Annotated in this window: 15 protein-coding genes; 14 read left to right on the forward strand and 1 reads right to left on the reverse strand. The window is 63.7% G+C overall.

Features of this window, described 5'->3' with window-relative positions:
- The first annotated feature begins 249 nt into the window (after positions 1-249).
- From VPA02S_RS20670 to VPA02S_RS31500, 11 genes are all read left to right on the forward strand, one after another.
- Positions 250-822 carry a helix-turn-helix domain-containing protein gene (locus tag VPA02S_RS20670; RefSeq protein WP_062365465.1) on the forward strand — a complete coding sequence of 191 codons (573 nt, stop codon included), beginning with the start codon at positions 250-252 and terminating at the stop codon, positions 820-822.
- 519 nt (positions 823-1,341) lie between these two features.
- Positions 1,342-1,923, forward strand: a complete 582-nt coding sequence (locus VPA02S_RS32240; RefSeq protein ID WP_230537984.1) for a hypothetical protein — start codon at positions 1,342-1,344, stop codon at positions 1,921-1,923.
- Between the two features lie 7 nt (positions 1,924-1,930).
- Positions 1,931-3,022, forward strand: coding sequence for a relaxase/mobilization nuclease domain-containing protein (locus tag VPA02S_RS20680; RefSeq protein WP_018907269.1), 1,092 nt, complete (start codon positions 1,931-1,933; stop codon positions 3,020-3,022).
- Between the two features lie 467 nt (positions 3,023-3,489).
- Positions 3,490-3,702 carry a hypothetical protein gene (locus VPA02S_RS32115; RefSeq protein WP_208856273.1) on the forward strand — a complete coding sequence of 71 codons (213 nt, stop codon included), beginning with the start codon at positions 3,490-3,492 and terminating at the stop codon, positions 3,700-3,702.
- Positions 3,703-4,332: 630 nt separating this feature from the next.
- Positions 4,333-15,987 (forward strand): hemagglutinin repeat-containing protein, encoded by an 11,655-nt coding sequence (locus VPA02S_RS20695; protein WP_062365466.1) that lies wholly within the window; start codon positions 4,333-4,335, stop codon positions 15,985-15,987.
- Between the two features lie 25 nt (positions 15,988-16,012).
- Positions 16,013-16,963, forward strand: a complete 951-nt coding sequence (locus VPA02S_RS31835) for a hypothetical protein (RefSeq protein WP_015867290.1) — start codon at positions 16,013-16,015, stop codon at positions 16,961-16,963.
- Positions 16,964-17,046: 83 nt separating this feature from the next.
- The gene (locus tag VPA02S_RS20700) at positions 17,047-17,655 is read left to right on the forward strand and encodes a hypothetical protein (RefSeq protein ID WP_015867289.1); all 609 of its coding nucleotides are present in this window, start codon (positions 17,047-17,049) and stop codon (positions 17,653-17,655) included.
- 76 nt (positions 17,656-17,731) lie between these two features.
- Positions 17,732-19,480: a ShlB/FhaC/HecB family hemolysin secretion/activation protein gene (locus tag VPA02S_RS20705; RefSeq protein WP_015867288.1), complete on the forward strand. Its 1,749-nt coding sequence runs from the start codon at positions 17,732-17,734 to the stop codon at positions 19,478-19,480.
- 9 nt (positions 19,481-19,489) lie between these two features.
- The gene (locus tag VPA02S_RS31840) at positions 19,490-19,933 is read left to right on the forward strand and encodes a hypothetical protein (protein ID WP_150106815.1); all 444 of its coding nucleotides are present in this window, start codon (positions 19,490-19,492) and stop codon (positions 19,931-19,933) included.
- Positions 19,934-20,328: 395 nt separating this feature from the next.
- Positions 20,329-20,595, forward strand: a complete 267-nt coding sequence (locus tag VPA02S_RS31495; protein WP_015867286.1) for a helix-turn-helix transcriptional regulator — start codon at positions 20,329-20,331, stop codon at positions 20,593-20,595.
- 327 nt (positions 20,596-20,922) lie between these two features.
- Positions 20,923-21,123, forward strand: coding sequence for a helix-turn-helix transcriptional regulator (locus VPA02S_RS31500; protein WP_230537988.1), 201 nt, complete (start codon positions 20,923-20,925; stop codon positions 21,121-21,123).
- Here the strand turns inward: VPA02S_RS31500 and VPA02S_RS31940 are convergent.
- Positions 21,048-21,569 carry a hypothetical protein gene (locus VPA02S_RS31940; protein ID WP_162269825.1) on the reverse strand — a complete coding sequence of 174 codons (522 nt, stop codon included), beginning with the start codon at positions 21,567-21,569 and terminating at the stop codon, positions 21,048-21,050. The genes VPA02S_RS31500 and VPA02S_RS31940 overlap by 76 nt on opposite strands.
- Here VPA02S_RS31940 and VPA02S_RS20715 point away from each other — a divergent pair.
- Genes VPA02S_RS20715 through VPA02S_RS31845 form a run of 3 tightly spaced genes read left to right on the forward strand, consistent with a single transcriptional unit; the run spans position 21,514 to position 22,543 of the window.
- A complete protein-coding gene (locus VPA02S_RS20715) occupies positions 21,514-21,879 on the forward strand; it encodes a hypothetical protein (protein WP_018907264.1) in 366 nt (121 codons plus the stop codon). The two genes, VPA02S_RS31940 and VPA02S_RS20715, sit on opposite strands and share 56 nt — an antisense overlap.
- A gap of 47 nt (positions 21,880-21,926) precedes the next feature.
- Positions 21,927-22,259 carry a hypothetical protein gene (locus tag VPA02S_RS20720; RefSeq protein ID WP_018907263.1) on the forward strand — a complete coding sequence of 111 codons (333 nt, stop codon included), beginning with the start codon at positions 21,927-21,929 and terminating at the stop codon, positions 22,257-22,259.
- 56 nt (positions 22,260-22,315) lie between these two features.
- Entirely contained in the window at positions 22,316-22,543 is a 228-nt protein-coding gene (locus VPA02S_RS31845; RefSeq protein WP_150106814.1) for a hypothetical protein, read from the forward strand.
- Positions 22,544-22,945: the final 402 nt, after the last annotated feature.

Below are 22,945 nucleotides of genomic sequence, written 5' to 3' on the forward strand. Positions count from 1 at the left end.
TGGAGGAAACGTCTTAAACGACACATAATCCTGCTGTGCATGTTTTTAAGAACACAGTGCAGCAACGATGCGGAACCAGAGCAGCTACCTTCAGATTCAACGCCACCAGCGATTTCTCGGCGGTGGCCTGCGAGTGATCAGCGGGGGCGTATGACGCGCAAAGAAGCAGCCTCGCCTTTGCCAACGGTCCGCCCCTTGCGGTTGCCGGTCTCGGTGACGCGTGTCCGATCGAGAAAACCCGCACCTGTCGTGCGCAGTCTGTCCGCGGCGCGCATTGGCGCGCAGGTGAGGGCACTGCGCATGGCGGCCGATGTGTCTGGCGGTGCGCTGGCCAAGACCTCGGGCATTTCTGCCTCGATGCTTTCGCGCATCGAGCGCGGGTTGGTCTCGCCGTCGGTGGAGACGCTGGAGCGCCTCGCGCAGGGCCTGCATGTGCCGACCTCGCGCTTCTTCGGTGACCAGGCGCGGCGCACTGACTTTTGCCATGTGCGTGCAGGACATGGTGTCTTGGTCGATCGCATCGGCGCCGTGGCGGACTACCGTTACGAGCTGCTGGGCCACCTGCTGTCGGGTAACCTGTTCGTCGAGCCCTACCTGGTCACGCTGCTGCCCGGTGCCGATCCCTACGTGACCTTCCAGCATCCAGGTCTCAAGTTCCTGTACTTCCTGTCCGGGGAGGTCACCTACCGCTATGGCGGCAGGACTGCGGAGGTGAGGGCGGGGGACTCGCTGCTGTTCGATGCGACCGCACTCCATGGGATCGAGGCCATTCAGACCCAGCCCGTCTCTTACCTCTCAGTGGTGTTCACGCTGCGAGAGTAGGCTGTTCTTGGCGGCACTGCCGCGCAGCGGGGCGACGCGGATGCCCATTCGATGCCCCCCCCGAATTCGCTACGTGCCGAATTCACCTCTCTGTCCGGCTCTATTTCTCGGTGTTCGGCATGCCGAACGCCGAGGAAGCCTCGAACGGGTATCGACAGCGGAGGTCTTCTGCTTGATGGCGCCGTGAGGAAATTTATGCGGCGGCCGTGTGGGCTTGCTCTGCGAGCGGAATGAATTTTCGGTTTCGGTAGCCTGGACGCGGCGATCGCAGGACGACGCCGAAACTTCGAGGGCAAAGTCCTTGTGCGGCTATGAGGGCGGGATCGTTCCGTCTAACTTCGTCATGTTCGGCATGCCGAACATGGATGGCGGTCTTCGAGCTGCCGATCGACGGCAACGCTCCGGAGCCGCGAAACGGCGGGTTGGGCTCGACGCTGGAATTCCGAGGGCAAAGTCCTTGTGCGGCTATGAGGGCAGGATAGACTGCCGTCAGACATTGTTAACAGCGATGGCGTTGCAATGACCAAGTCCTCTCGATCGAGCCGCATGATCGGAACCCGGGTGCCGCCCGAGACGAGGGCGTGCTTCGCCGCGCTGGCCGCCCGTCATCATCTCAGTGCGTCGAGCCTGCTCGCGAAGATGGTCGACGAGGTCCTCAAGACCCACGGCGTCATCTCGCCGGGCTCGGGCGAACAGCGATTCCCACACGAAACGGAAAGCGACATTGGCGCGGCGGATCGCATCACGCTGCGGCTTCGCCAAGGCGATCGCGCGCTGGCGACAGAGCGAGCCCGTGCCCGTGGGATGAAGACAGCCAGCTACCTGGCCCTGCTGATCCACAACCATGTGCGTGACGCGGCCGTGCTGCCGCCGAACGAACTGGACCAGATCAAGGTGACCGGCGCCCGACTGGCTGCACTGGGACGGCAGCTTCGAACGTTCGGCACGCCGAACACTCAGCCAGCGACGGTGGCACCGGACCTCAGTGAAGCGATTGCGTCAGTCCGGCGGGAAGTCGAAGTGGCACGCGAAGCCACGGCCGCCCTCGTGCGGCGCAACCTCATCAGCTGGGAGACCGGCGCCGGGAGTGCCCATGCCTAAACAGAGGGTGCGCGCAGGCCGAAGCGACCGCGGCCCGGCCGGTGCGCCGCGCGACATGACCCTGGACATCGTGAGCTACGGCCGGCGAGGACCGGGCGGCCAGCTGCGCTTCGGCGCCGACCAGATCGCGCAGATCCAGCGCACGGTGGGGCGCACGCCCGAGGTGATGGTGAAGGTCTCCGGCGGCGGACGGGATGTCGGCGGCGTCGAGGCCCATCTGCGCTACATCGGCCGGCACGGCAAGCTGCCGATCGAAACCGACGAGGGGCTGACGCCGCAGGGCCGGGGTGCAGGCAAGGAGATCGCGGCCGACTGGCAGCTGGAGCTTTGCAGAAGCCAGTACAAGCCGAAACCCGCGCCGGGGCAGAAAGACACGCGTGCGAAGCTGGTGCACAACATCGTCCTGTCCATGCCCGCCGGCACGCCGCCGGACAAGGTACGGGCGGCCGCCCGCGTCTTTGCGCGCGAGAACTTCGCGCTGCAGTATCGCTACGCCATGGTGCTGCACACCGATCAACCGCACCCGCATGTGCACCTGGTGGTCAAGTGCGAGCACGAGTTCGAGCCCGGCCAGCGCCTCTACATCCGAAAGGACACGCTGCGCCAGTGGCGCGAGCAGTTCGCCGCACTGATGCGAGAGCAGGGCGTGGCGGCCAATGCCACGCCGCGCCAAGTGCGAGGGCAGACCCGCAAGCCGTACAGGGATGCGATCCATCATCGGCTGCGCGCGTTTCGGGCATTCGGGCAACTGCCCTTGAGCGACCGAGCCAGGCATCGGTCGCCGAAGACCTCGACCTTCATGCGCGCCAAGCTGGAGAGCCTGCTCCAGGCACTGAGGTCGGGGCGAGGCGCCGTGGATGACGGCCAAGAGCAGATGCGAAACACCCGGCGGGCAGTGGTCGCAGATTGGCGCGCCACAGCAGATGCGCTTCGCAGACGGGGCGAGACAAGTCTTGCCGACCAAGTGGATCATTTCGTCGCACGAATGCCGGACGTGCAGACCGAAGCGCAGCGATTGGCGGAGCGTTGGAGAGGGGCGGAGAGAAGTCGAGTGCTGGAGCACGCGAAGGACCAGCCCATGCTGCCAAAGATTCGGTGAATGGCTGCGCTCGTGCGACTGGTGAGGCAAGGCTTGCGGCTGTGGCACGTGAACCTTCGTGCGATTGGATGCCCCGCAACTTCGCGCGCACCGAGGTCCCTCACAGCTGCAAGCTTTCGAGCTGCCCTGCCTGCGGACGTGCCTTGTCTTGGCCTCGCTGAAGAATGACGCCACCTGACCCAGTCGTGTGCGAAATTGGTAAGGGCGAATGCGGCCAAAGTCCGGAGTTTTGTGACCGATCAACGTCCATTCATGAAAAGCTACGTCCTTGCTCTCGATCTCGAAGGCACATTGATCTCAAATGCGATGAGCCAGATACCGTGGCCAGGTCTGGCTGGATTCCTGAATCGTTGCGCTGAACTTTTTCCCCGCATCGTCATGTTCACCCCACTGTCAAGGAAGAACGGTTCAGGAAGATCGCGCGCTTATTGGTGGACGAGGGCGTCGCGCCCCCCTGGTTTGCGGAAGTGGAATACATCACTTGGCAAGGCGAGACAAAAAACCTTCGGTTTGTCCCTGGCGTACATCCACATCAAGTATTGCCGGTCGATGACTTTGAGAAGTACGTTCATCTCGGCCAAGAAGCACAGTGGCTGCAAATTGAGCACTTTGACCATCCCTACAGTTCAGCGGATACCGGCCTCGCCAACATGCTCAACACACTGGCGGCGCGTATTTGATAGATGACCTTCGGCGGGCGAACTGAGTTTTTCCACGTGGACGCACTTAGCGCATCACGGGGCGGCTTACAAAACTATCAATTTGCAGAGATCAACACCCGCGTTCTGCTGCTGGCCAAGCTTGTCGAGGAAACCAAGTCCGTTCGAATCTCTCTCCCAGAATGAAGGGGCGGACTTTCGGTTGCTGCGACTGCACGCCGACCGGGTCCGTGTCGGCTATCGGGGCTGAGGCAATACCCTCGGTGTGGCTGTTGCGGCACCTCACCCGCGCCGCCATCGCCGCCTCATTTCAGTCGCGGTATCAAGCGACGTCAGCAACTGGCTCCGGGAGCCAGTTGGTCGTGTCGCCCGACACGCGGTCGTCGTCGTCGGCACTTGTCGGATCGCGTTGGGAGTGCGCAAACGCATCCCGCAATGCTGCGGGCGACCATTCGTCGTATTGGACCCACACATCCCGCAGCGAAATGTAGGCCGTATTGATTACGTTCGGCCGGCGGTCTCGCGAACAGGTCGGATCTGTGAATTTGTACCGCGCGTCCTCGCGCACCCGTTCCGCATAATCGCTCCCCGTCTCGTGCGTCTTGTCACAAAAGACGTCGCAAGCAGACAACACCGAGGGAGCGCCGAACAATGAATCGTTATCTGCATCGCATCATCTTCAACGCCGCCAGAGGCATGCGGATGGTGGTGCAAGAAACAGCCAGCAGCACGGGGAAGGGCAAATCCAAACCCACGGGCGGGCCCGGCGGCGCGGGCGCCGCGGTGAAGGCTGTCGCGTTGCTCGGTGCACTGGTCGCGCTTCCTGGAGAAGCCCAGATCGTCGGCGCGCCCAACGTTCCCGCCAACCTGCGGCCCACGGTGCTGGTCGCGCCCAACGGCGTGCCGCTCATCAACATCCAGACGCCCAGCGCCGCCGGTGTCTCGCGCAATGTGTACCAGCAGTTCAACGTGGCGCCCAACGGCGCCATCCTGAACAACAGCCGCACCAATGTGCAGAGCCAGCTCGGCGGGTTCGTGCAAGGCAATCCGTATCTCGCGACCGGGCCTGCACGCATCATCCTCAATGAGGTGAACGGCGGCAGCCCGAGCCAGCTGCGCGGCTACATCGAAGTGGCGGGGCAGCGGGCCGAGGTGGTCATCGCCAACCCGGCCGGCATCAGCGTCGACGGCGGCGGCTTCATCAATGCGAGCCGGGCCACGCTGACCACCGGCACGCCGCAGTTCAATGCCGTGGGCGGCCTGGACAGCTTCCTCGTGCGCGGCGGCACCATCACCATCGACGGCGCGGGCCTGGACGCCAGCAAGACCGACTACGCCGCCATCCTCGCGCGCGCCGTGCAGGCCAACGCCGGCATCTGGGCCAGCGAACTGAAGGTGGTGACCGGCGCCAACACGGTCAGCGCCGACCACAGCCAGGTCACGCCCACCGCGGGCACCGGCACGGCGCCCACCTTTGCCCTGGACGTCGCTGCGCTCGGCGGCATGTACGCCGGCAAGATCACCCTCATCGGCACCGAGGCCGGCCTGGGCGTGCGCAACGCCGGCACCATCCAGGCCGCGCCGGGCGCCGCCGCGCTGATGGGCGCGGGCCAACTGGTCGTCACCAGCGCCGGGCGCCTGGAGAACATCGGCACGCTCCAGGCCACCGCCGATGCGAACCTCGCGGCCTCGGCCCTCGCCAACAGCGGCCGCATCAGCAGCGGCGGCAACCTCAAGATCACGACCCAGGGCGACCTGGCCAATGCACTCAACGGCGCGGGCGGCACGCTCGAAGGCGCGCGGCTGGAGCTCGCCAGCACCGGAGGCGACATCGACAACCGCGGCGGCACCCTGCGCCAGACCAGCAGCGCCGGTCTCGGGCTGAGCGCGCCGGCCCTGAGCAACACCAGCGGCGGCGTCATCGGGCTGGAGCCCGTGGCGGCTGCGCCGTCCACCTCTGGCACCGGAACGGGCGGCGGCACGGGCACAGGAACAGGCACGGGCGGCACCACCGACCCCGCCGCGCCAACCACGGGCACCGGCACGGAGACCGGCTCCGGCAGCACCGTCACGCCCGCCCCGTACGTTCCACCGTCGCCAGGTGCGATCACCGCCAGCGGCACGATCCGCAACGACAGCGGCAAGATCTACGCCGGCGGGCCCATCAGCCTGCAAAGCGCCAACATCAACAACAACGGCGGCACGCTGAATGTCGCCAACATGGCCGTGAGCCAGCCGACGTTCGACAACCACGGCGGCACGCTGAACGTCAGCAACGGCTTCAGCGCCAATGTCGATCGGTTCGACAACACCGGCGGCACGCTCAACGCGGGCAGCCTGAACATCACCACGACCGGCGACCTGGTCAATGTCGACGGCAAGCTGACCAGCGCGGCCGACGCCACGCTGACCGTGGGCGGACAGGCCGACAACACGCGCGGCGTGATTTCGGCAACGGGTGCGTTGACGGCCAACGTGGCGGGCGCGGTGAACAACACCGGCGGCACACTGGTGGCGAACCAAGGCGTCGCGCTCGGCGCGGGCAGCCTGGACAACACGCAGGGCAGCATCCAGTCGGCGCAGGCTGCAGTGCAGCTGGGGGTGACTAACCAACTGACCAATGGCAGCAGCGGCACGATCGGGGCGGCCACCGACCTGAAGGTGCAGGCGGGTTCACTCGTCAACTCCAATGGCGCCAGCCTGCGCGGCGCGAACGATGTGAGTGTCGCGGTCGGCGGGGCGATGACCAACGACGGCAGCATCACGGCCGGGCGGCACACGGCGGTCGCCGCAGGCAGCCTGCAAAGCGGCAGCACCGGCGTGCTGGGTGCCGGCATCCAGAGCGACGGCAAGCTTGGCGCAGCGGGTGACCTGGTCGTGACCACGAGCGGCGCCTTGGTCGCCAATGGCACCAACCTGGCGGCTGGCAATGCCACGTTGCAGGGTGCAAGCGTCGATCTCTCGGCCAGCCAGACCAGTGCGGCGAATATTGCGGTTACGGCGACGCAGGGCAACGTGACCACCGACAAGGCCACGATCACAACGCCGGGCACGTTGAGCGTGACTGCCAACGCACAGCCTAGCCAGACGCTGGTCAACGAGGGCGGCAAGCTCAGCGCCAATCAGCTGGACCTGAATGTCTCCAACCTCGCCAACACGAACGGCGGCGAGATCGTGCAGACCGGCACGAGGGCGACCACCATCGCGACCTCGGGCGCCATCGACAACAGCGGCGCCACGCTGGCCAGCAACGGCAGCCTCGCCCTCACCGCAGCCAGCCTGAACAACCGGGGCGGCACACTGCAGGCCGCCCAGGTCTCCGACCTGAGCGTCAATGTGACGGGTCTGCTGGACAACGGCCAGGGTGAGATCAGTGCGGGCGGCAACACGACCCTGCAAGCCGGCAGCCTTGCCAACGATGCCGGGCGCGTCACGGCTGCCACGGGGGATGTCGCAAGCACCACGAGCGGCGCCACCAGCAACCGTGGCGGCACCATCGCCGCCAATGGCAGTACCGCATTGAATGCCGGCAGCCTGGACAACAGCGGCGGCACCGTGTCCGCGCTGAACCGCCTGGCGGTCAATGTCCAGGGCGCAGTCGACAACACGGCCGGCACGCTGGCGGCCACCCAGGAGCTGGCCCTCGACGCCGGCTCGCTCGCCAACGACAAGGGCTCGATCCAGTCGGCCCAGGCCGCGACCCAGGTGAACGTCACCGGCGCTTTGACCAATGGCCAGGGCTACATCGGCGCCGCCACCGACCTCAGCGTGCAGGCGGGCAGCCTGAGCAACGCCGCGGGCGGCAGCCTGCGCGGGGCCAACGACACCACCGTGGCAGTGGCTGGCCTGCTCGCCAACGACGGCAGCATCACGGCCGGGCGAAATGCCACCATCACCACCGGCAGCCTGCAAGGCGGCAGCACCGGCGTGCTCGGTGCAGGCGTCCAGAGCGATGGCAAGCTCGGTACGGTGGGCGAGTTGAGTGTGACGGTCTCCGGGGCGCTCGCCACACACGGCACCAACCTGGCAGCCGGCAATGCCGCGCTGCAAGGCGCCAGTGTCGATGTCTCGGCCGGTCAGACCAGCGCCGCGAACATCGCGATCACGGCCACGCAGGGCGACGTGATCACCAGCAAAGCTACGGTCGTCACGCCGGGAACCCTGAGCGTGACCGCCAACAGCAAGGCGCCGCAGACCCTTGTCAACGACGCGGGCCGGCTCAACGCGAAACAGCTCGACCTGAAGCTTTCGAACCTCGCCAACACGAACGGCGGCGAGATCGTGCAGACGGGCACGGGCGCGACCACCATTGCGACCACCGGCACCCTGAACAACAACGGCGGACGCATCGCGAGCAATGGGCAGGACCTGAGCCTGGGTGGCGCCAACATCACCAACGCCGGCGGCAAGATCGAGCATGCCGGTGTCGGCACGCTGAGCATTGCCGGCGGCAGCTACAACGGCACCAACGGCCAGGTCACGGCCAATGGTGCGCTGACCGTCGCGATGTCGGGCGCGTTCAACCAGGACGGCGCGACGGCCGCAGTCAGCGCCAAGCACATCACCATCGACGCCGGATCGCTCGGCAACCGCGCCGGCGCCCAGATCGTGCAAACCGGCGCCGATGCCACGCGCATCACGGTGGTGGGCGCGCTGGACAACGGCGGCGGCACGCTGGCCAGCAATGGCAACACGACCGTCGCGGCCGGCAGCCTGTCCAACCAGGGCGGCATCCTCCGCGCCGCCGAGGCCTCCGATCTCGGCCTGACCGTGGGCGGCCTGCTCGACAACAGCAGCAAGGGCGTGATCGGCGCGGGCGGCACCACCACCATCGCTGCCGGCAGCTTGAGCAACAACGCGGGCAGCGTGACCGCTGCCGAAGACCTGAGCGTTACCGTGGGCGGCGCGGCCTCGAACGTGGGCGGCACGTTGGCGGCCAACGGCAACACCACGCTCGTGGCCGGAACGCTGGACAACAGCAGCGGAACCGCCGCGGCGGTCAATGGCAACCTGAGCGTCACGACGTCAGGCGCGACGACGAACAACGGCGGCACGTTGCAGGCCGGCGCCGCGACCACGCTGCTCAATAGCGGGCTGAACAATGTCGCGGGCAAGATCTTTGGCAACAGCCTGGCGGTGAACACGCGCGCGAACGGGCAGAACAATGCGCTGGACAACACGCAAGGCACGCTGGCGGCCACCACCACGGTGGCCGTGAACTCGGGCGCGCTCATCAACGCTGCCGGCCTGATCCAGTCGGGCGGCGCGATGACCATCGACACGAATGGTCAGTTGCTCACGAACACGAATGCGGCCGGGTACATCAATGGCCAAGGCGGCATCAGCAGCGGCGGCACGCTGAACCTGACCACCGGGTCGGTCAATAACAACGCGGGCTTCATCGGCGCGAAGAACGCCGTGACGGCCAGCACCCAGGGCTTCTCCAACACGGGCGCAGGCTTGGTGCTCGGGCAGTCCACCGTCGCCATCAACACCAACGCGGCCGCCTACGACAACACCGGCGGCCGCACCCTGGCCGCGGGCGATCTGGCCGTGAACGCCGGGACGCTGACCAATACCAGCGGCCTGATCCGCTCGGCGGCCACAACGACGCTGAACGCCGGCCGCATCGTCAACACCAGCACTCTTGGCACCGAGCAGGGCATCGAAGGCCTGAATGTGGCCGTTGGTGCCGGCAATCTCGACAACAGCTCGGGTGCCATCCGCGCCGACGTCAACGCCACCATCACCAGCGGCGGCACCGTCAACAACACGAATGGCTTGATCTCGGCCGGCAACACGCTCGCCATCGCCGATCCCAATGCCGCCAACCCCGGCGCCAAGACGCTCAACCTGGTCAATACCGGCGGCACGCTGGTGGCCGACAAGAGCCTGAAGATCGATGTTGCGAACTTCAGCGGCGATGGCCGGGCCGTCTCGGGCCAGAACCTGAGCATTGCGCTCCAGCAGGACATCGTGAACAACGGCGAGGTGGCTGCCAATGGCAACCTGAGCTACACGACGACGGGCAACTTCACGAACAACGGCAAGCTGCTGGCGGGCCAGACGCTCACCGTGGGCGGCAACAACGTGGACAACACGGCGAATGCGGAGATGTCGGGGACGAACACCATCGTCAATGCCGGCGGTACGCTGACCAACCGCGGCCTGATTGACAGCCGCGGCGAAACCGAGATCAACGCAGGCGCGCTGAACAACATCGGCACCGGCCGGATCTATGGCGATGCGATTTCCATCTCGGCCGGCACGCTGCTCAACGACAGCGAAACCGCCAATGGCGTGACCAAGGCGGGAACGATCGCATCGCGCGGCGACCTCGACATCGGTGCGGGCACCATCACCAACCGTGAGCACGCCCTGATCTACAGCCAGGGCAACATGTATATCGGTGGCGCCCTCGATGCCAACCGTCAGGCGATCGGCCAAGGTGGGACGCTCGACAACCTGAGCGCCGACATCGAGTCCATTGGCGACATGTCCATCTCGATGGCGCAGGTCAACAACCGCGATGTCCACATCCAGAAGGGCGCGCCCACGGTAACGCCCAGCACCTTGACCGGCATCGCACCCAACACGCTCGTGGGCAGCGGTGTCGGCAGGACCACGACCTATCCATTGGACGAAGTCAATGTCGACCCCGTCAACGGTTTCGTCTATCTCAAGGCTACCGGCGAGCTCGTCGGCATCGGAGGCTACGCCGTCTGGCACAACGCCATCACGACCACGGAAGACACGGCGACCAACATCGACCCCGCCCACTTGGTGGCGGGCGGCAGCATGACCGTCAACGGGCGCCTGTACAACGAGAACAGCCAGGTGCTGGCCGGCGGGACGATCACGGCCACTGACTACCAGTCTTACCAGCTGACGGGTACGCGCACGATCACGGGCTCTGCCACCGTGATCGACAACAAGGGCCAGGTGCAGGCGATGAATGTGCCTCTGATCCTTCCGCCGCAGACCATTTCGCTGGGCGCCTACAAGTACCAGGAAAACATCAATGCGGCCGCCGGCTACAACGCGGGCGTCGCCCCGGTCGGCAGCGGGACGGGCGGGGCGACCGGCAAGGGCGCGGTGGGCGGCGGCCAAGGGCCGGCCACCATTGTCGAAGTGCCGGCGAATGTGGGCGACACAGTCAAGGTCGACGGCCAGAGTGCTGGCAGCGCGACAGGGTCGACCGGACCCGATGGCACGACGGCAACGCAATTGGGTACGGGCGCCACGGACGTAGGTGCCAACGGAGCTGCGACCGGCACCGCTTCGTCGGCCCAAGCCGGCGCAAGCCGGACCGTCCCGATGGTCGTGCGCACCAGCATGCCCAACGTGCGTATCCCGAATGCCAGCCTGTTCAACCTTCGTGCCGGTCCGGGCAGCTACCTGATCGAGACCGACCCGCGCTTCGCCAACTACCGCAACTGGCTCAGCAGCGATTACCTGCTGAACAGCCTCGGCCAGGACCCGAGCAACATCCTCAAGCGCCTGGGCGATGGTTTCTACGAGCAGAAGCTGATCCGCGAACAGGTGGCGCAACTCACAGGCTATCGCTACCTGGATGGCTACAACAGCGACGAAGACCAGTACATGGCGCTGATGGACGCCGGCGTGATTTTCGCGAAGCAATACGGATTGCGCCCGGGCGTGGCGCTGAGCGCGGCGCAGATGGCGCAGCTGACCAGCGACATCGTGTGGCTCGTCGAACAGACGGTGACCTTGCCGGACGGAACGATGCAACGCGTGCTGGTGCCTCAGGTGTATGTGCGTGTGCGGCCAGGCGATATCGACGGTTCAGGCGCATTGTTGAGCGCGGATGCCGCCATCATCAAGAGTTCGGGCGATGTCACCAACACGGGCACCATCGCCGGACGGCGTCTGGTGTCGATCACGGCCGAGAACGTCAACAATCTTGGTGGCCGCATCTCGGGTGGCAGCGTTGCCCTCGACGCCAGGTCCGATCTGAACAATATCGGCGGCACCATCGATGCGCGGGACGCGGCCATGCTGACTGCCGGCCGGGACATCAACATCCGAACGACCACCCAGAGCACGGGCGGGCTGTTGAACAACACGGCCGTGGACCGTGTGGCCGGGGTCTATGTCAGCGACCCTGGCGGAGTCCTGCTGGCCTCCGCGGGGCGCGATGTCAACCTCGTCGGCGCGGTCCTCGCCAATGTCGGCAAGGACAGCCGAACCTTGGTCAATGCGGAGCGGGACGTCAACCTCGGCACCGTCTCTGAATCGAGCACCATCTTCGCCAGCGGCGGCAACAAGGGCCGTAGCTTCAGCGCCGTGTCCTCGCAGAGCCGCGAAATCGGCTCCACCATCGTGGGCAGCGGCAGTGTCGCCATCACCGCGGGCAACGATGTCCGAGCACGCGCCGCTGACGTGTCGGCCGGAGGCACCCTGGCGGTCACCGCTGAGCATGACATCCGCATCGATGCCGGACAGTCAAGCCAAGCAATCCTGACAACCAGCAACTCCTCACGCAAAACGCTCACTTCAAAGAGCAGCAGCTCCGAAATCAAGGCGCAGAGCGACACCACCGTGCTTGGCAGCAACTTCTCCGGGCAGAACGTGGTGATGTCCGCGGGCAATGACCTGGGCGTCCGCGGCAGTCGAGTGTCTGCAGAGAGCCAACTCGTGCTGAGCGCGGGTCGCGATGTGCGCATCGAGAGCGCGCAGGAGCAACATGCGACCGGCAACGTTTCGAGAAGCAGCCAAAGCGGCTTCAACGGAGTGAAAGACAGCCTGCTGTACGGAAAGGGCTACAGCAGCAGTTCCAGCAATCGCAACGAAATGAGTGCTGGCACGACACAGGTCGGCAGCACCATCAGTGGCGGCAGCGTCAGCATCGATGCTGGGCGCGATGCCCAGATCGTGGCGAGCAATGTACTGGCCGACACGAACATCGCCATTACTGCCGGCCGTAACATCGACGTGCTGGCGGCTCAGGATACCTCTGTGTCGGCAACTGCCAGCAGCGGCAAGAGCCGCAGCTTCAGCCCGTCGCCAGGCCTTGCGCCACGCCATACGGCCTACAGCAATGTGAAGGGTTCGGAGGACGGTACGGGCGAGTCCAGCACCGCCGTCACAAGCCTGATCAGTGCCAACGGCGGCAATCTCACCATGGTGGCTGGCCTGGACTCCAAATATGCGGGCACTGGCCAAGGCAACATCACGGCCGAAGGCGCGGATCTGCTGGCCAAGAACAAAGTCGCCTTGTCTGGCAATGCAGTGAACCTCAACGCCGCCACGTCCAGCGGCAGCAGCAAGCACCACGCAGAATCCAAGAGCCACACCATCGGTGCGCAGCTGAGCGGCATCGTGGGCAGCGCGATCACCAGCGCCTACGATGCGGCGCAGGAGTCGCGCAAGACCGATGACAGCCGGCTGAAGGGCGCCTTGGAACTCAAGGCTGGGTACGACGCCTACAAGCTGGCCACCGATGGGGCGTTAGGGAATGGCATCCAGGGACTGACGGCTGCGGGCACCGGCGGCGACCCCAGCGGTGCGGCCTTTGGTGTGAGCGTGAGCGAAAGCCGCACACGTTCGCGTAGCGACACGGCCGAGGTCTACAGCAACCAGCGCGGCACCAACATCCAGGCCGGCAGCATCGACATCACCGCGCGCGAGACCGACATCAACATGCAGGGTGCCAAGCTGCAGGCTCGCGATATCGCGCTGGACGCGAAGCGCGACATCAACATGCTCGCCGCGGAAAACAAGGCGGCCACCCTCAGTACCAATTCGGGCAGTTCGCTCGGCGGGGGCGTGACCTTCGGCTTCGGTTCGCAGAACGGCTTCAGCATCCAGGTCAATGCCGGCAGCAACCAGGGCAAGGCCACGGGCATCGAGACGCGCCACGACAACACCCTCATCACCGCCACCGACTCCGTGAAGATCAAGAGCGGCGGCGACGTGAACATGAAGGGGGCGCAGATCACGGCCGATTCGGTCAAGGCCGACATCGCAGGCAACCTGAACATCGAGAGCCTGCAGGACAGCACCACCTACAACAGCAACCAGAGCAGCAGCGGAGTCGCGCTCAGCCTGTGTATTCCGCCGATCTGCTACGGTCAGTTCGTCTCCGCCACGGTCGATGCCTCCGAACAGAGAGTCGACCATAACTACCGCAGCGCCACCGGGCAAAGTGGCATCGCTGCGGGCAATGGCGGCTACGACGTGTCGGTCAAGGGCAACACCGACCTGAAGGGCGGCGGGATCACCAGCACAGCGCCCGAAAGCAAGAATAGCTTGGTCACTGGGAGCCTCACGACCAGCGATCTGCAGAACCGGCAGAACACCAATTCAAGCAGCAGCGCCGTCAGCCTGAGCTTCAGCTATGGCACGGGTGCAGCGAACAACGTGCTGAGCAACGTAGCTCGGAGCGCGACCAACACCGTGCTGGCGAATCTGAACGGAGGCAAGGGACTGCCTGCGGATAACAGCCAGTCCAGCCAGACCTTGAGCGTGATCAGCCCGGGCAACATCAAGATCGTTGGCACAGGCGTCAAGGAGATCGACGACAAGAGCAACGCCAACGTGGCCACTCTGACAACTAGGGATCCGGTTACGGCCAACGGCGCGCTCGTCAATACGCTGACCTTGCAACAGGCCAAGGAGATTCCGAGACTGCAGCAGCAAGCGCAAGATCATCAGCGCGCAGCTCAGCTCGTGGGCAGCGTTTTGAGCGGCGTGATTGGAGACGTGAGCCAGTCGTTAAATCAACAAGCGCAGGCCCAAGAGAATGCAAGAGCGCTCGCTGCTGGAGAAGCTCCACGGACTGTGACCAACTTTGCAGATGGTTCGTTGGAAAAAACTGTACTGCACGGGATTGCCGGGTTCATCCAGGCCAAAGTCGGCGACGGCAGCGGTTTGGCGGGGGCCGCTGCTGGTGTTGTCAACGAGCAGTTGCTGCCTGCGATGGAGAAATACTTAAAGGAGAACGGCTATGACTACAACGACCCTTCGTTAACGGTTGAGCAAGCTGCACAGAAGAAGAGTGACTACAGCGCGCTATTGACGGCCGCTTCGACTTTGGTGGGTGCGGCTGTTGGCACGGTGGCTGGCGGAAGCTCGAGTGCCGGCGTCGGCGCGACAGTTGCCAACAATGCAACGGTCAACAATTTTCTAAAGCACGACCAAGTGGCCGCGATGAAGAAGGAGTTCGCGGCGTGCAGGGCCAAGGGGGAGTGCAATGATGAGGAAGTCCGAGCGATCGCGGGCAAATATGCTGCCCTCTCGCAGAAGAACATCGATCTGATCAAGTCCTACATCAAGGCCGGCGACGTCGCCAGTGTCAGTGCCTTGGAAAGCCAAGCAGCCAGTGCTGCCGACGTGGATTCGGCCATCCCGTTTGGCTATGCCCAGATGTCAACCGTATTCCAAGGCTGGCAGAACAACGTGAACGTCTTGGGCACAGTTGGCGGGGTGGGGGCACTGGGTGGCACTGACGTCCAACAGGCACTGGAAGTAGCGAAGTTCCGACAGACCTACTGCGGAGGGCTCAGTGCTGGAGCTTGCGACGCAAGGGTGGACGACGCTATTGCCGACAGAGCGACGCGTGCCTTGATACTCGGAGCCACCACCGTCGCGATTCCGACGGCCATACAGGCCCTAGGAGGATTACGCCCTGTCAGCCCCTCCAGGAATTCTGTTCGGCCAACGGAGATCACCAGCGACGGGGATCTTTCAAATGTCTATTCGACGCAGAATCAAACCGTCGTCCATATGCCCATCAGGGGCACTTCCATTGAGGACATTTCTGGGGCAACAGTATTCACGATGCCCCCACAAGGACAAAGAATCTCGGGGCAAAACGCCGGGGTGCGGCTTGGGGCTTGGGGTGAAGGTCCGAGCGGCCTCGGTACGGAGATCATTGAGCAACTGTCGCCAGGGACCAGGCCCCTGCAAACCGGCGGAGGCTATGGTGTGGATAGCATTGGCGGGAAGATTAATACGGAGAACAAGACGATTCCCGCATTCGAGATCAAAACGACTGATACCGGGAATCGGCAGCCTGTCGACAAACCAAAGCCGCTTCCTGAACGAGTGAATGATTGGGTCAATGAAGCCGCGAATACAGGCATGATCAGTGGACAGCGCGTTAGCGCAGCTGATAGGGCGTATGCAAGGGGGCTACAAAATTTGCTTCGCGAAGGCTATACGATTCAACCTTACGTAGTTGAAGTCGCTGTCCCACCGCAAGGGCAGAGTGCGCGTCCGACAGTGACCGTAGTTCCGTGGCCTGTTCCCAAGGGGTTACCACGTCCTGGCACCGCACCTTGATCATTTTCGACTCCGAGGAGAAATCTTGCACATCGACCCACCGCTCGTAAAGACACTCGATTCCTGGCCTTCGTTGAAAAAACACCTTCGGATGAATGAAGAGTGGCTGCAGTCGTTTGAATCATCTGACCTTCAAACTCTTGGCGACTACGCGAGCACGGGACGAATTGTTCACACATCCATATTGACGGGTCATGAGGAAGTGGTGAGTCATCCCTCGCGATCCGCGTTTCTAAGTGGGGCGCTCGAAACGACGTCGATAGCAAAGGTAATGCATGGGTGCCGACTGGCGCCTGCTGATACGGCACGTGATCAATTTGCGCTCGGAGTTCTCTATCGAGAGCTTTCGTTCTTGCAGACCGTATTGGTTGAATCCGAGTTCCCCGCGCGCTTTGGACGGAAGCTTTGCGGCATGTCGGTTGGATTCGCCGGTTGGTTGGGTCTTGCCGCCGCGGTGGGTGATTTGGTCGTTCTGGAGCGCTGGGCTTCTTTGGCCGTAGATGTGATGAGGCGCGGCTACTTGCGTGACGCCGATTCGCGCGGACTGTTGCAATGGATCTTGCGTTTGTGGTGCGATGTGCGGCGCATCGACTATCCGGGTACGAACTATCCGCGCTATGCAGTAGCAGAGGAAATACTGCAGAACTGGGACACTCAGGACTCCGAGACCCTCGGAAAATGGCTCGTGCAACTGTGCAATCAACATACTCGTTTGACTGGCGTTCAAGAGTTTGCCGATTTTTCAAATAGCTTCAGCCATTTTCCCGTTGAGGTGCTGATGTTGTTTCGGTTGCGAGAGCAAGCAGGCCTTGTGAATCCACAGGTCAATCACCCACTCATGAAATTCCCTTGGTCGCGCTTGTGGCCAATCGGACCTGCGGTACCAGACGAGCTGCTTTCTGGTCTGTACCATCGACTCGAGAGTGATGAAGGCCTAACGGTGCGAGGCTTGTATCGACAACTTTCCACTTCCTAGCGGGCATGTGTTCGCACGCGTTGTCTGATTCTTGCGCGGCACTCTCGCTCTTCTACGCGCTTAATGTCCGCGATGAAAATTGAATGACGGCGTTCGAAGCTGCATTCTCGCCAATCCTATTGATTCTCCAGATGCTAAAAAATAAGTTCTCCGCGCCAAGTCTTGCATTGCTGGTTGCGTTCTGGCTGGCCGGTTGCGCATACGACGGCGCTGGCTATCCCAAGCCCGAATACAACTATGCGGCCCAAGCAGGCGATTCGGAGTTCTTCTTCGAGTCCGAATTCGGAACCAACTCGCAGTTCAAAGCCAAGACAGAAGCCGTGCAGGACGGCGACGACTGCCTCGACACCAAACGGGTGGCGTACCTGCAGCAGATGGACTCCTACCTACGCAGAGCGGACGCGCCGGGCCCTTGGAAGATCGCGGCCCCTGCCGATAAGCCGATTCTGATCGCGGGTCAGTGGACGCGCTATTCCTCAGCTGGCTATGACTATCTGAGCCAGAGAAAGACCGTCATGCCGGCGACGAGTTGTCCCTGGGCGGCAAAGATCTTGACCCCGAAGCCCGGCGCGAGATACCGAGTGCGCCTTTTCAAGGCCGGGCCAATGGCATGTTCACTTTCGGTGACTTCGATGGACGGCGCGCCGGTCGAAACGAAGGATGCGCCGAGCTGCGCGCGTCCGCCCAGATAACCCGCACCACAAGCAACCTGACGGCATGACCGCATGGCCGTTGCCCCTTTGCGCGCCGCGTAAGAGCACATTCCAAATGAACACCCAAAATAGACCGCGTGCGCGTGCGCTGTTGACCACGGCCATCCTCGGCCTGCCGTCGCTCGCGTCAGCCCAACTGGCGAGCACTCCCCAACCCTTCGTCGAACAGCAACGCCAGCAGGAACGCGAGCGCGCCCTGCGCGAGCAGAACGAGCGCACGGTCGACCTGCGGCTGCAGGCCGCACCGCCCGCACCCACTCAGCGCATCGCGGCCTCCGAAGCACCGTGCTTCCGCATCGACCGCGTGCTGCTGGTGGGCGAGCAGGCCGAGGCCTTCCAGTGGGCTGTTTCCGATTTGTCAGGTCCTGAAGGCAACGATTCACCTCTTGGCCGCTGCCTGGGCACCGCCGGCGTAAACGTGGTGCTCGCCCGCGCCCAGCAGGCGGCGATTGCGCGCGGCTTCGTCACCACCCGCGTGCTGGCCGCGCCGCAGGACCTCTCCACCGGCACCTTGACCCTGTCGCTGGTCCCCGGGCGCATCGCGGCCATCCGGACCACGCCTGATTCTTCCTCCACGCTGCTGGGCAGTTCCGCGTTGCTGGCTTCGGCCATTCCCGCCCGTCCGGGCGACCTGCTGAACCTGCGCGACATCGAGCAGGGCCTGGAGAACCTCAAGCGCGCGCCCACGGCCGAGGCCGACATCCAGATCGAGCCCTCGACCGCACCCGGTGCCAGGCCGGGCGACAGCGACCTGGTGGTCAAGTACGTGCAGGCCAAGAAGTGGCGCCTCACCCTGAGCCTGGACGACAGCGGCACCGAGGCCACCGGCCGCTACCAGGCCGGCGCCACGCTGTCGCTGGACAACCCCTTCGGGCTGAACGACCTGTTCTATGTCAGCGCCAACCACAACATCAACGGCCACGTCTTCAGCGATCCGGCCAAGGGCACCGAAGGCCAGACGGTGCATTACTCGCTGCCGTACGGCTACTGGATGCTGGGCCTCACGGCCTCCAACAGCCAGTACCACCAGCGCGTGGCCGGGTTGAACCAGGACTATGTCTACGCGGGCAAGACCAACAACGCCGAGGTCAAGCTCTCGCGCCTGCTGTACCGCGACCAGAGCCGCAAGACCACGCTGGCGCTGAAGGGCTTCCGGCGCGAATCGCGCAACTTCGTGGACGACACCGAGGTCGAGGTGCAGCACCGGGTGGTGGGTGGCTGGGAGCTCGGGCTGAACCACAAGGAGTTCATCGGCGAGGCCACCCTGGAGGGCACGCTCGCCTACAAGCACGGCGCGGGCGGCTTCGGGTCGATCGCGGCGCCGGAGGAGGCGTTCGGCGAGGGCACCTCGCGCATGCGGCTGTACACGGCGGAGGTGAGCCTGAACGCGCCGTTCAAGCTGGGCGAAGAGAAGCTGCGCTACTCGGGCCTGGTGCGCGCGCAGTGGAACCGCACGCCGCTCACGCCGCAGGACCGCTTCGCCATCGGCGGGCGCTACACAGTGCGCGGCTTCGACGGCGAGACGAGCCTGATGGGCGAGCGCGGCTGGCTGATCCGCAACGACATCGGCTGGGCCATGGGGCAGAGCGGGGCGGAGCTGTATGTCGGTGCCGACTACGGGCATGTCGGCGGGCGTTCCACCGCGGACCTGCTGGGCCGCAGCCTCGCGGGCGCGGTCCTCGGGGTGCGGGGGCAGTGGAGCAAGCTCAGCTATGACTTCTACATGGGGGCGCCGATCCGCAAGCCCGAGGGGTATCGCACGGCCAAGACCACCTTCGGCTTCAACCTGAATGCGAGTTTCTGATTAGCGATCATGCCCAAGGGCACACCGAATTCGTTCTCGATGCGAGGCATCTGGCGCATGGAAGACCGCTGGGAAGTCACACTTATCCGGCAAGGCCAGCGCCATCGCCGCGTGTTCTTGCTCAGTACGCACGGTGGAGTTCGTGCTTCGTTGAAAGTCGCCAAACAATGGCGCGATGAGATCGAAGCCGAGAAGCCGCTCACGCCTCGCCATGTACAGGCAGCCAAGCCGCGCGTCGATTCGCCCAGTGGCATCGCTGGCGTGACTTGCATCCGTTGTACCCCCGATGGCAAACCGTCGATCTGGCGAGCACAGACGCGCATTGGTGATCGGAACGTCAGCAAGTCGTTCAGCGTCGGGCGCTATGGTGCCCGCGCGTTGGACCTGGCGATCTCCGAGCGTGACAAGCAACTCGAACAAATGAAGCAGTGGCTGGAGTCGCGCCATGCATGACCTTGGGCGCACCGTTATCCGCATGAATTTTGCAGCAGTCCACATTCCTCAGCGCCCTTGAGGTGCATGGGCACCGTAGAAAGCAGGAAGGACGATGGTGATCGACGAAGGATCGATATCCGACCGTTGCGGCGGTCTCTCCACCAGGCCATCCCGCAATTTTCATATGCACTGTCAAAAGTGATAGTTGTCGAATGACATACTTCGTCGCACCCTAGACGCAGATCCAGGCGGAGAACTTTTCGTGGGAGCAGGCCGCCCCTGGGTCCGACAGCTGTTCAGGGCGCAGTCACTCTTGCCTGGCACTGGTTCTGCTCCTATTCGAGCTCTTCAAGCCGGGGACTTCACATCCAACGATGCACGGCCTGAAAGCACGGCACCCAAAAGGATCTGTCATGGAACTCGACGCCCACGTAAACCGCCGCGAACTCGGTCCGCAGACCGTCGGTATGCCTGCATTCTTTCGCATGGCTGACGTGATTCGCATCACCGCACTGAGTCGCGCCACCGTATACCGAAGAATTGCCGAAGGCAAGTTCCCGCCTCCCGTGCACCTGGGAGGCCGCGCCTCTGGATGGCCGCGTGCAGCGCTTCAGCGCTGGATCGATGATCCGGACGGCTATTCGAATTCGCCCATCACGCATCCGAGTCGAATGAACTGAACGAAGCGAGACTCTCCGCGTCCTTCGCGGACCGGACTTCCCTAGCAGATTTGTCAGTTGTCCGAAGTCGAGCTTTGTCGCACGCTCGGCGCAACTCCATGCGGATAACAATTTTTAAGAACCGCCGGATTGGGCTGCGATTGCCGGGGCGAGTCCGAACGGCAGCGCTGCTCTGCTTTGTCCAGAGTCTTCAAGTCAGAAATTCAATGTCCGTAAGCACGCCGCCAAGGCTTGACCCAATTTCAAGGAGTTGTCATGCAATTGGAATCCCATGCCAATCACCGCCATGTTGATCTGTCGAGCGCGACAGGCCCCGCATTTTTTCGCATGGCCGACGTGATACGGATCACCGCACTGAGCCGCGCCACCTTGTATCGCAGGACTGCCGGATGCAAGTTTCCGCCTCAAGTGCATTTGGGCGGACACGCCTGTGGATGGCCGCGTGGGGCGCTTCAGCAATGGATTGATGATCCGGAGGGATATTCGAACTCTCGCGGACTGGTTGATCTAGCCGAGCCCGCTACCTGATGCAGGAGAATCTCGAGAATCCGCTTCGCCATTGGGACGGCCGGGAAGGCATCCCTGCCGCCATAGTCAAGAAGACGCGCGCGGCCTTCCTGGATGCGCTGCGGCAGGTGCGCGAGGCCAACAATGTGGCGGGCGCGGAAGACGCGGCCTATACCGAAGCGGTCGCCCGGGCGGTCTCGGAATTTCTCGAGGTTGTCGGCGCGCTCAACCGCAAGCACGAATTTCTCTACACGCTGGAGCGCGACGAGGTGATTGACGCCGTCGACATGCTTGCCGCGCAACTTTCCGAGGACGCACGAGCCGCGCTCGATCCCGCTCGACGACTGAGTCAACCACCCTTGGCTGTCGGGTGGCCCTGGGCAGCTAGGATGGCCGCGATCGGCCCAGACGGTGCGCTTTCTCGACTGGCGCGACGGCCAGATGCGCCATGGCAAGGTGGTCGCCATGAGGGACACGCAGGTGACTTTGCACGAGGAAGGCACGCGACGCGAGTGGAAGCTGCCCTATGCCGCCGTCGAACCACCGGATCCTGCAAGCCCGCCCGCAACGGCTTCTGCGCGCGCAGCACCACCGCAGAGCATGCCTTCACGGGGCGACTTCCGCTGCGGCGAGAAGGTCTCGTTCGACGACAGCTACCTCCAGCCGCAGGTAGGCGTCATCGTGCGCATCAACCAGCGCACCGCCACCGTCGACACGGGCAACGGGCATTCATGGCGAGTGCCGTTCCACATGCTGCGCCAGGTCTTCGACATCTGATGATTCGGCCGCGGTCAAGAGGGCCGTGAGCTGACGCTTACACAAAGATGAGCCGCGTGATCGTTTCAACGGCGCCATGCGACCCGTCCGCCTCGCTGGTGAGCGAAGTTCGGCGCATTACAAACCTCGGAGTTCTCGACGTGCGGGACCGCCTTTCCGCCGGGAAGCCCGTGTTCGACCAGGAGCTCTTTTTCCATCGTACAGAAGACGTCTTTGCAAAAGCGCTTGCGCTGCTTTCGGCTCTGGAGCGTGCCGGGCATCGGCCTCTTGTCAGTGAGGCTGGTCGGCCAATCACTCCGCAGATCTTGCGAAACATTTTCCAGGCGTCCGAAGAAGAGGCCGAGGAATTTCGCCGGCTCGACGACTTGGGACATGGGTAGGCGAAAGCAGAATTGGCCAGAAGCAACCCTTCAACTGACCAACTCAAATCGCACCAATGCTTGAACTGAGACCTTCGGAGTTCCATCGCGTCGCTTCCTTATTCGACGATCTTCCGTACGGTCCCAACATCCCCAATTCCGTCATCGCCGGTATCGGGCGTGGCCGCGTATTCGCGAACGATCCGGCGCGGCCAACCGCGGCCCTCGTCTACAAGAACGGCGCCTGCACGCTCGCCGGTGCCGCCGACGTCCGAAAGACCAGATTGGGCGGCCCGCGGTCCTGAAGGCCCTGGAGTCAACCATCGAAGGGATGTTTCCAGGTGGCTTGGCAGAAGGTGTGATGGGGATGTCATCAAAGGCCTTGAGGCCAGCGGCTTTGTGGCCATCGGCGGGACGAAGGTCGACTACCTGGATGCAATGGCAACCGAGGCAACCGACGGTCTGTGGCCCTATATGCCGTTTTGCTTCGCCGAGCTGAGTACGAGCACTTTTCCCCGGAGACGCCTTGGCGATGGCATGTGCCGAGCCAGTTCGTGCTTTCGCATGTGACTGTTCTGGGACAGGTCAGATGGGACCGGCTTGCGGCTCGAGGTTCAAGTTGTCGGCCGAGCCCGTCACGGTTTCCACGTAGTTGAACGACGATTTCCTGTGCTTCGAGGGGCGACGCTTCAGAACGCTCTGATGCG

Source organism: Variovorax paradoxus NBRC 15149, from assembly GCF_001591365.1.
Taxonomy (GTDB): Bacteria; Pseudomonadota; Gammaproteobacteria; order Burkholderiales; family Burkholderiaceae_C; genus Variovorax; species Variovorax paradoxus.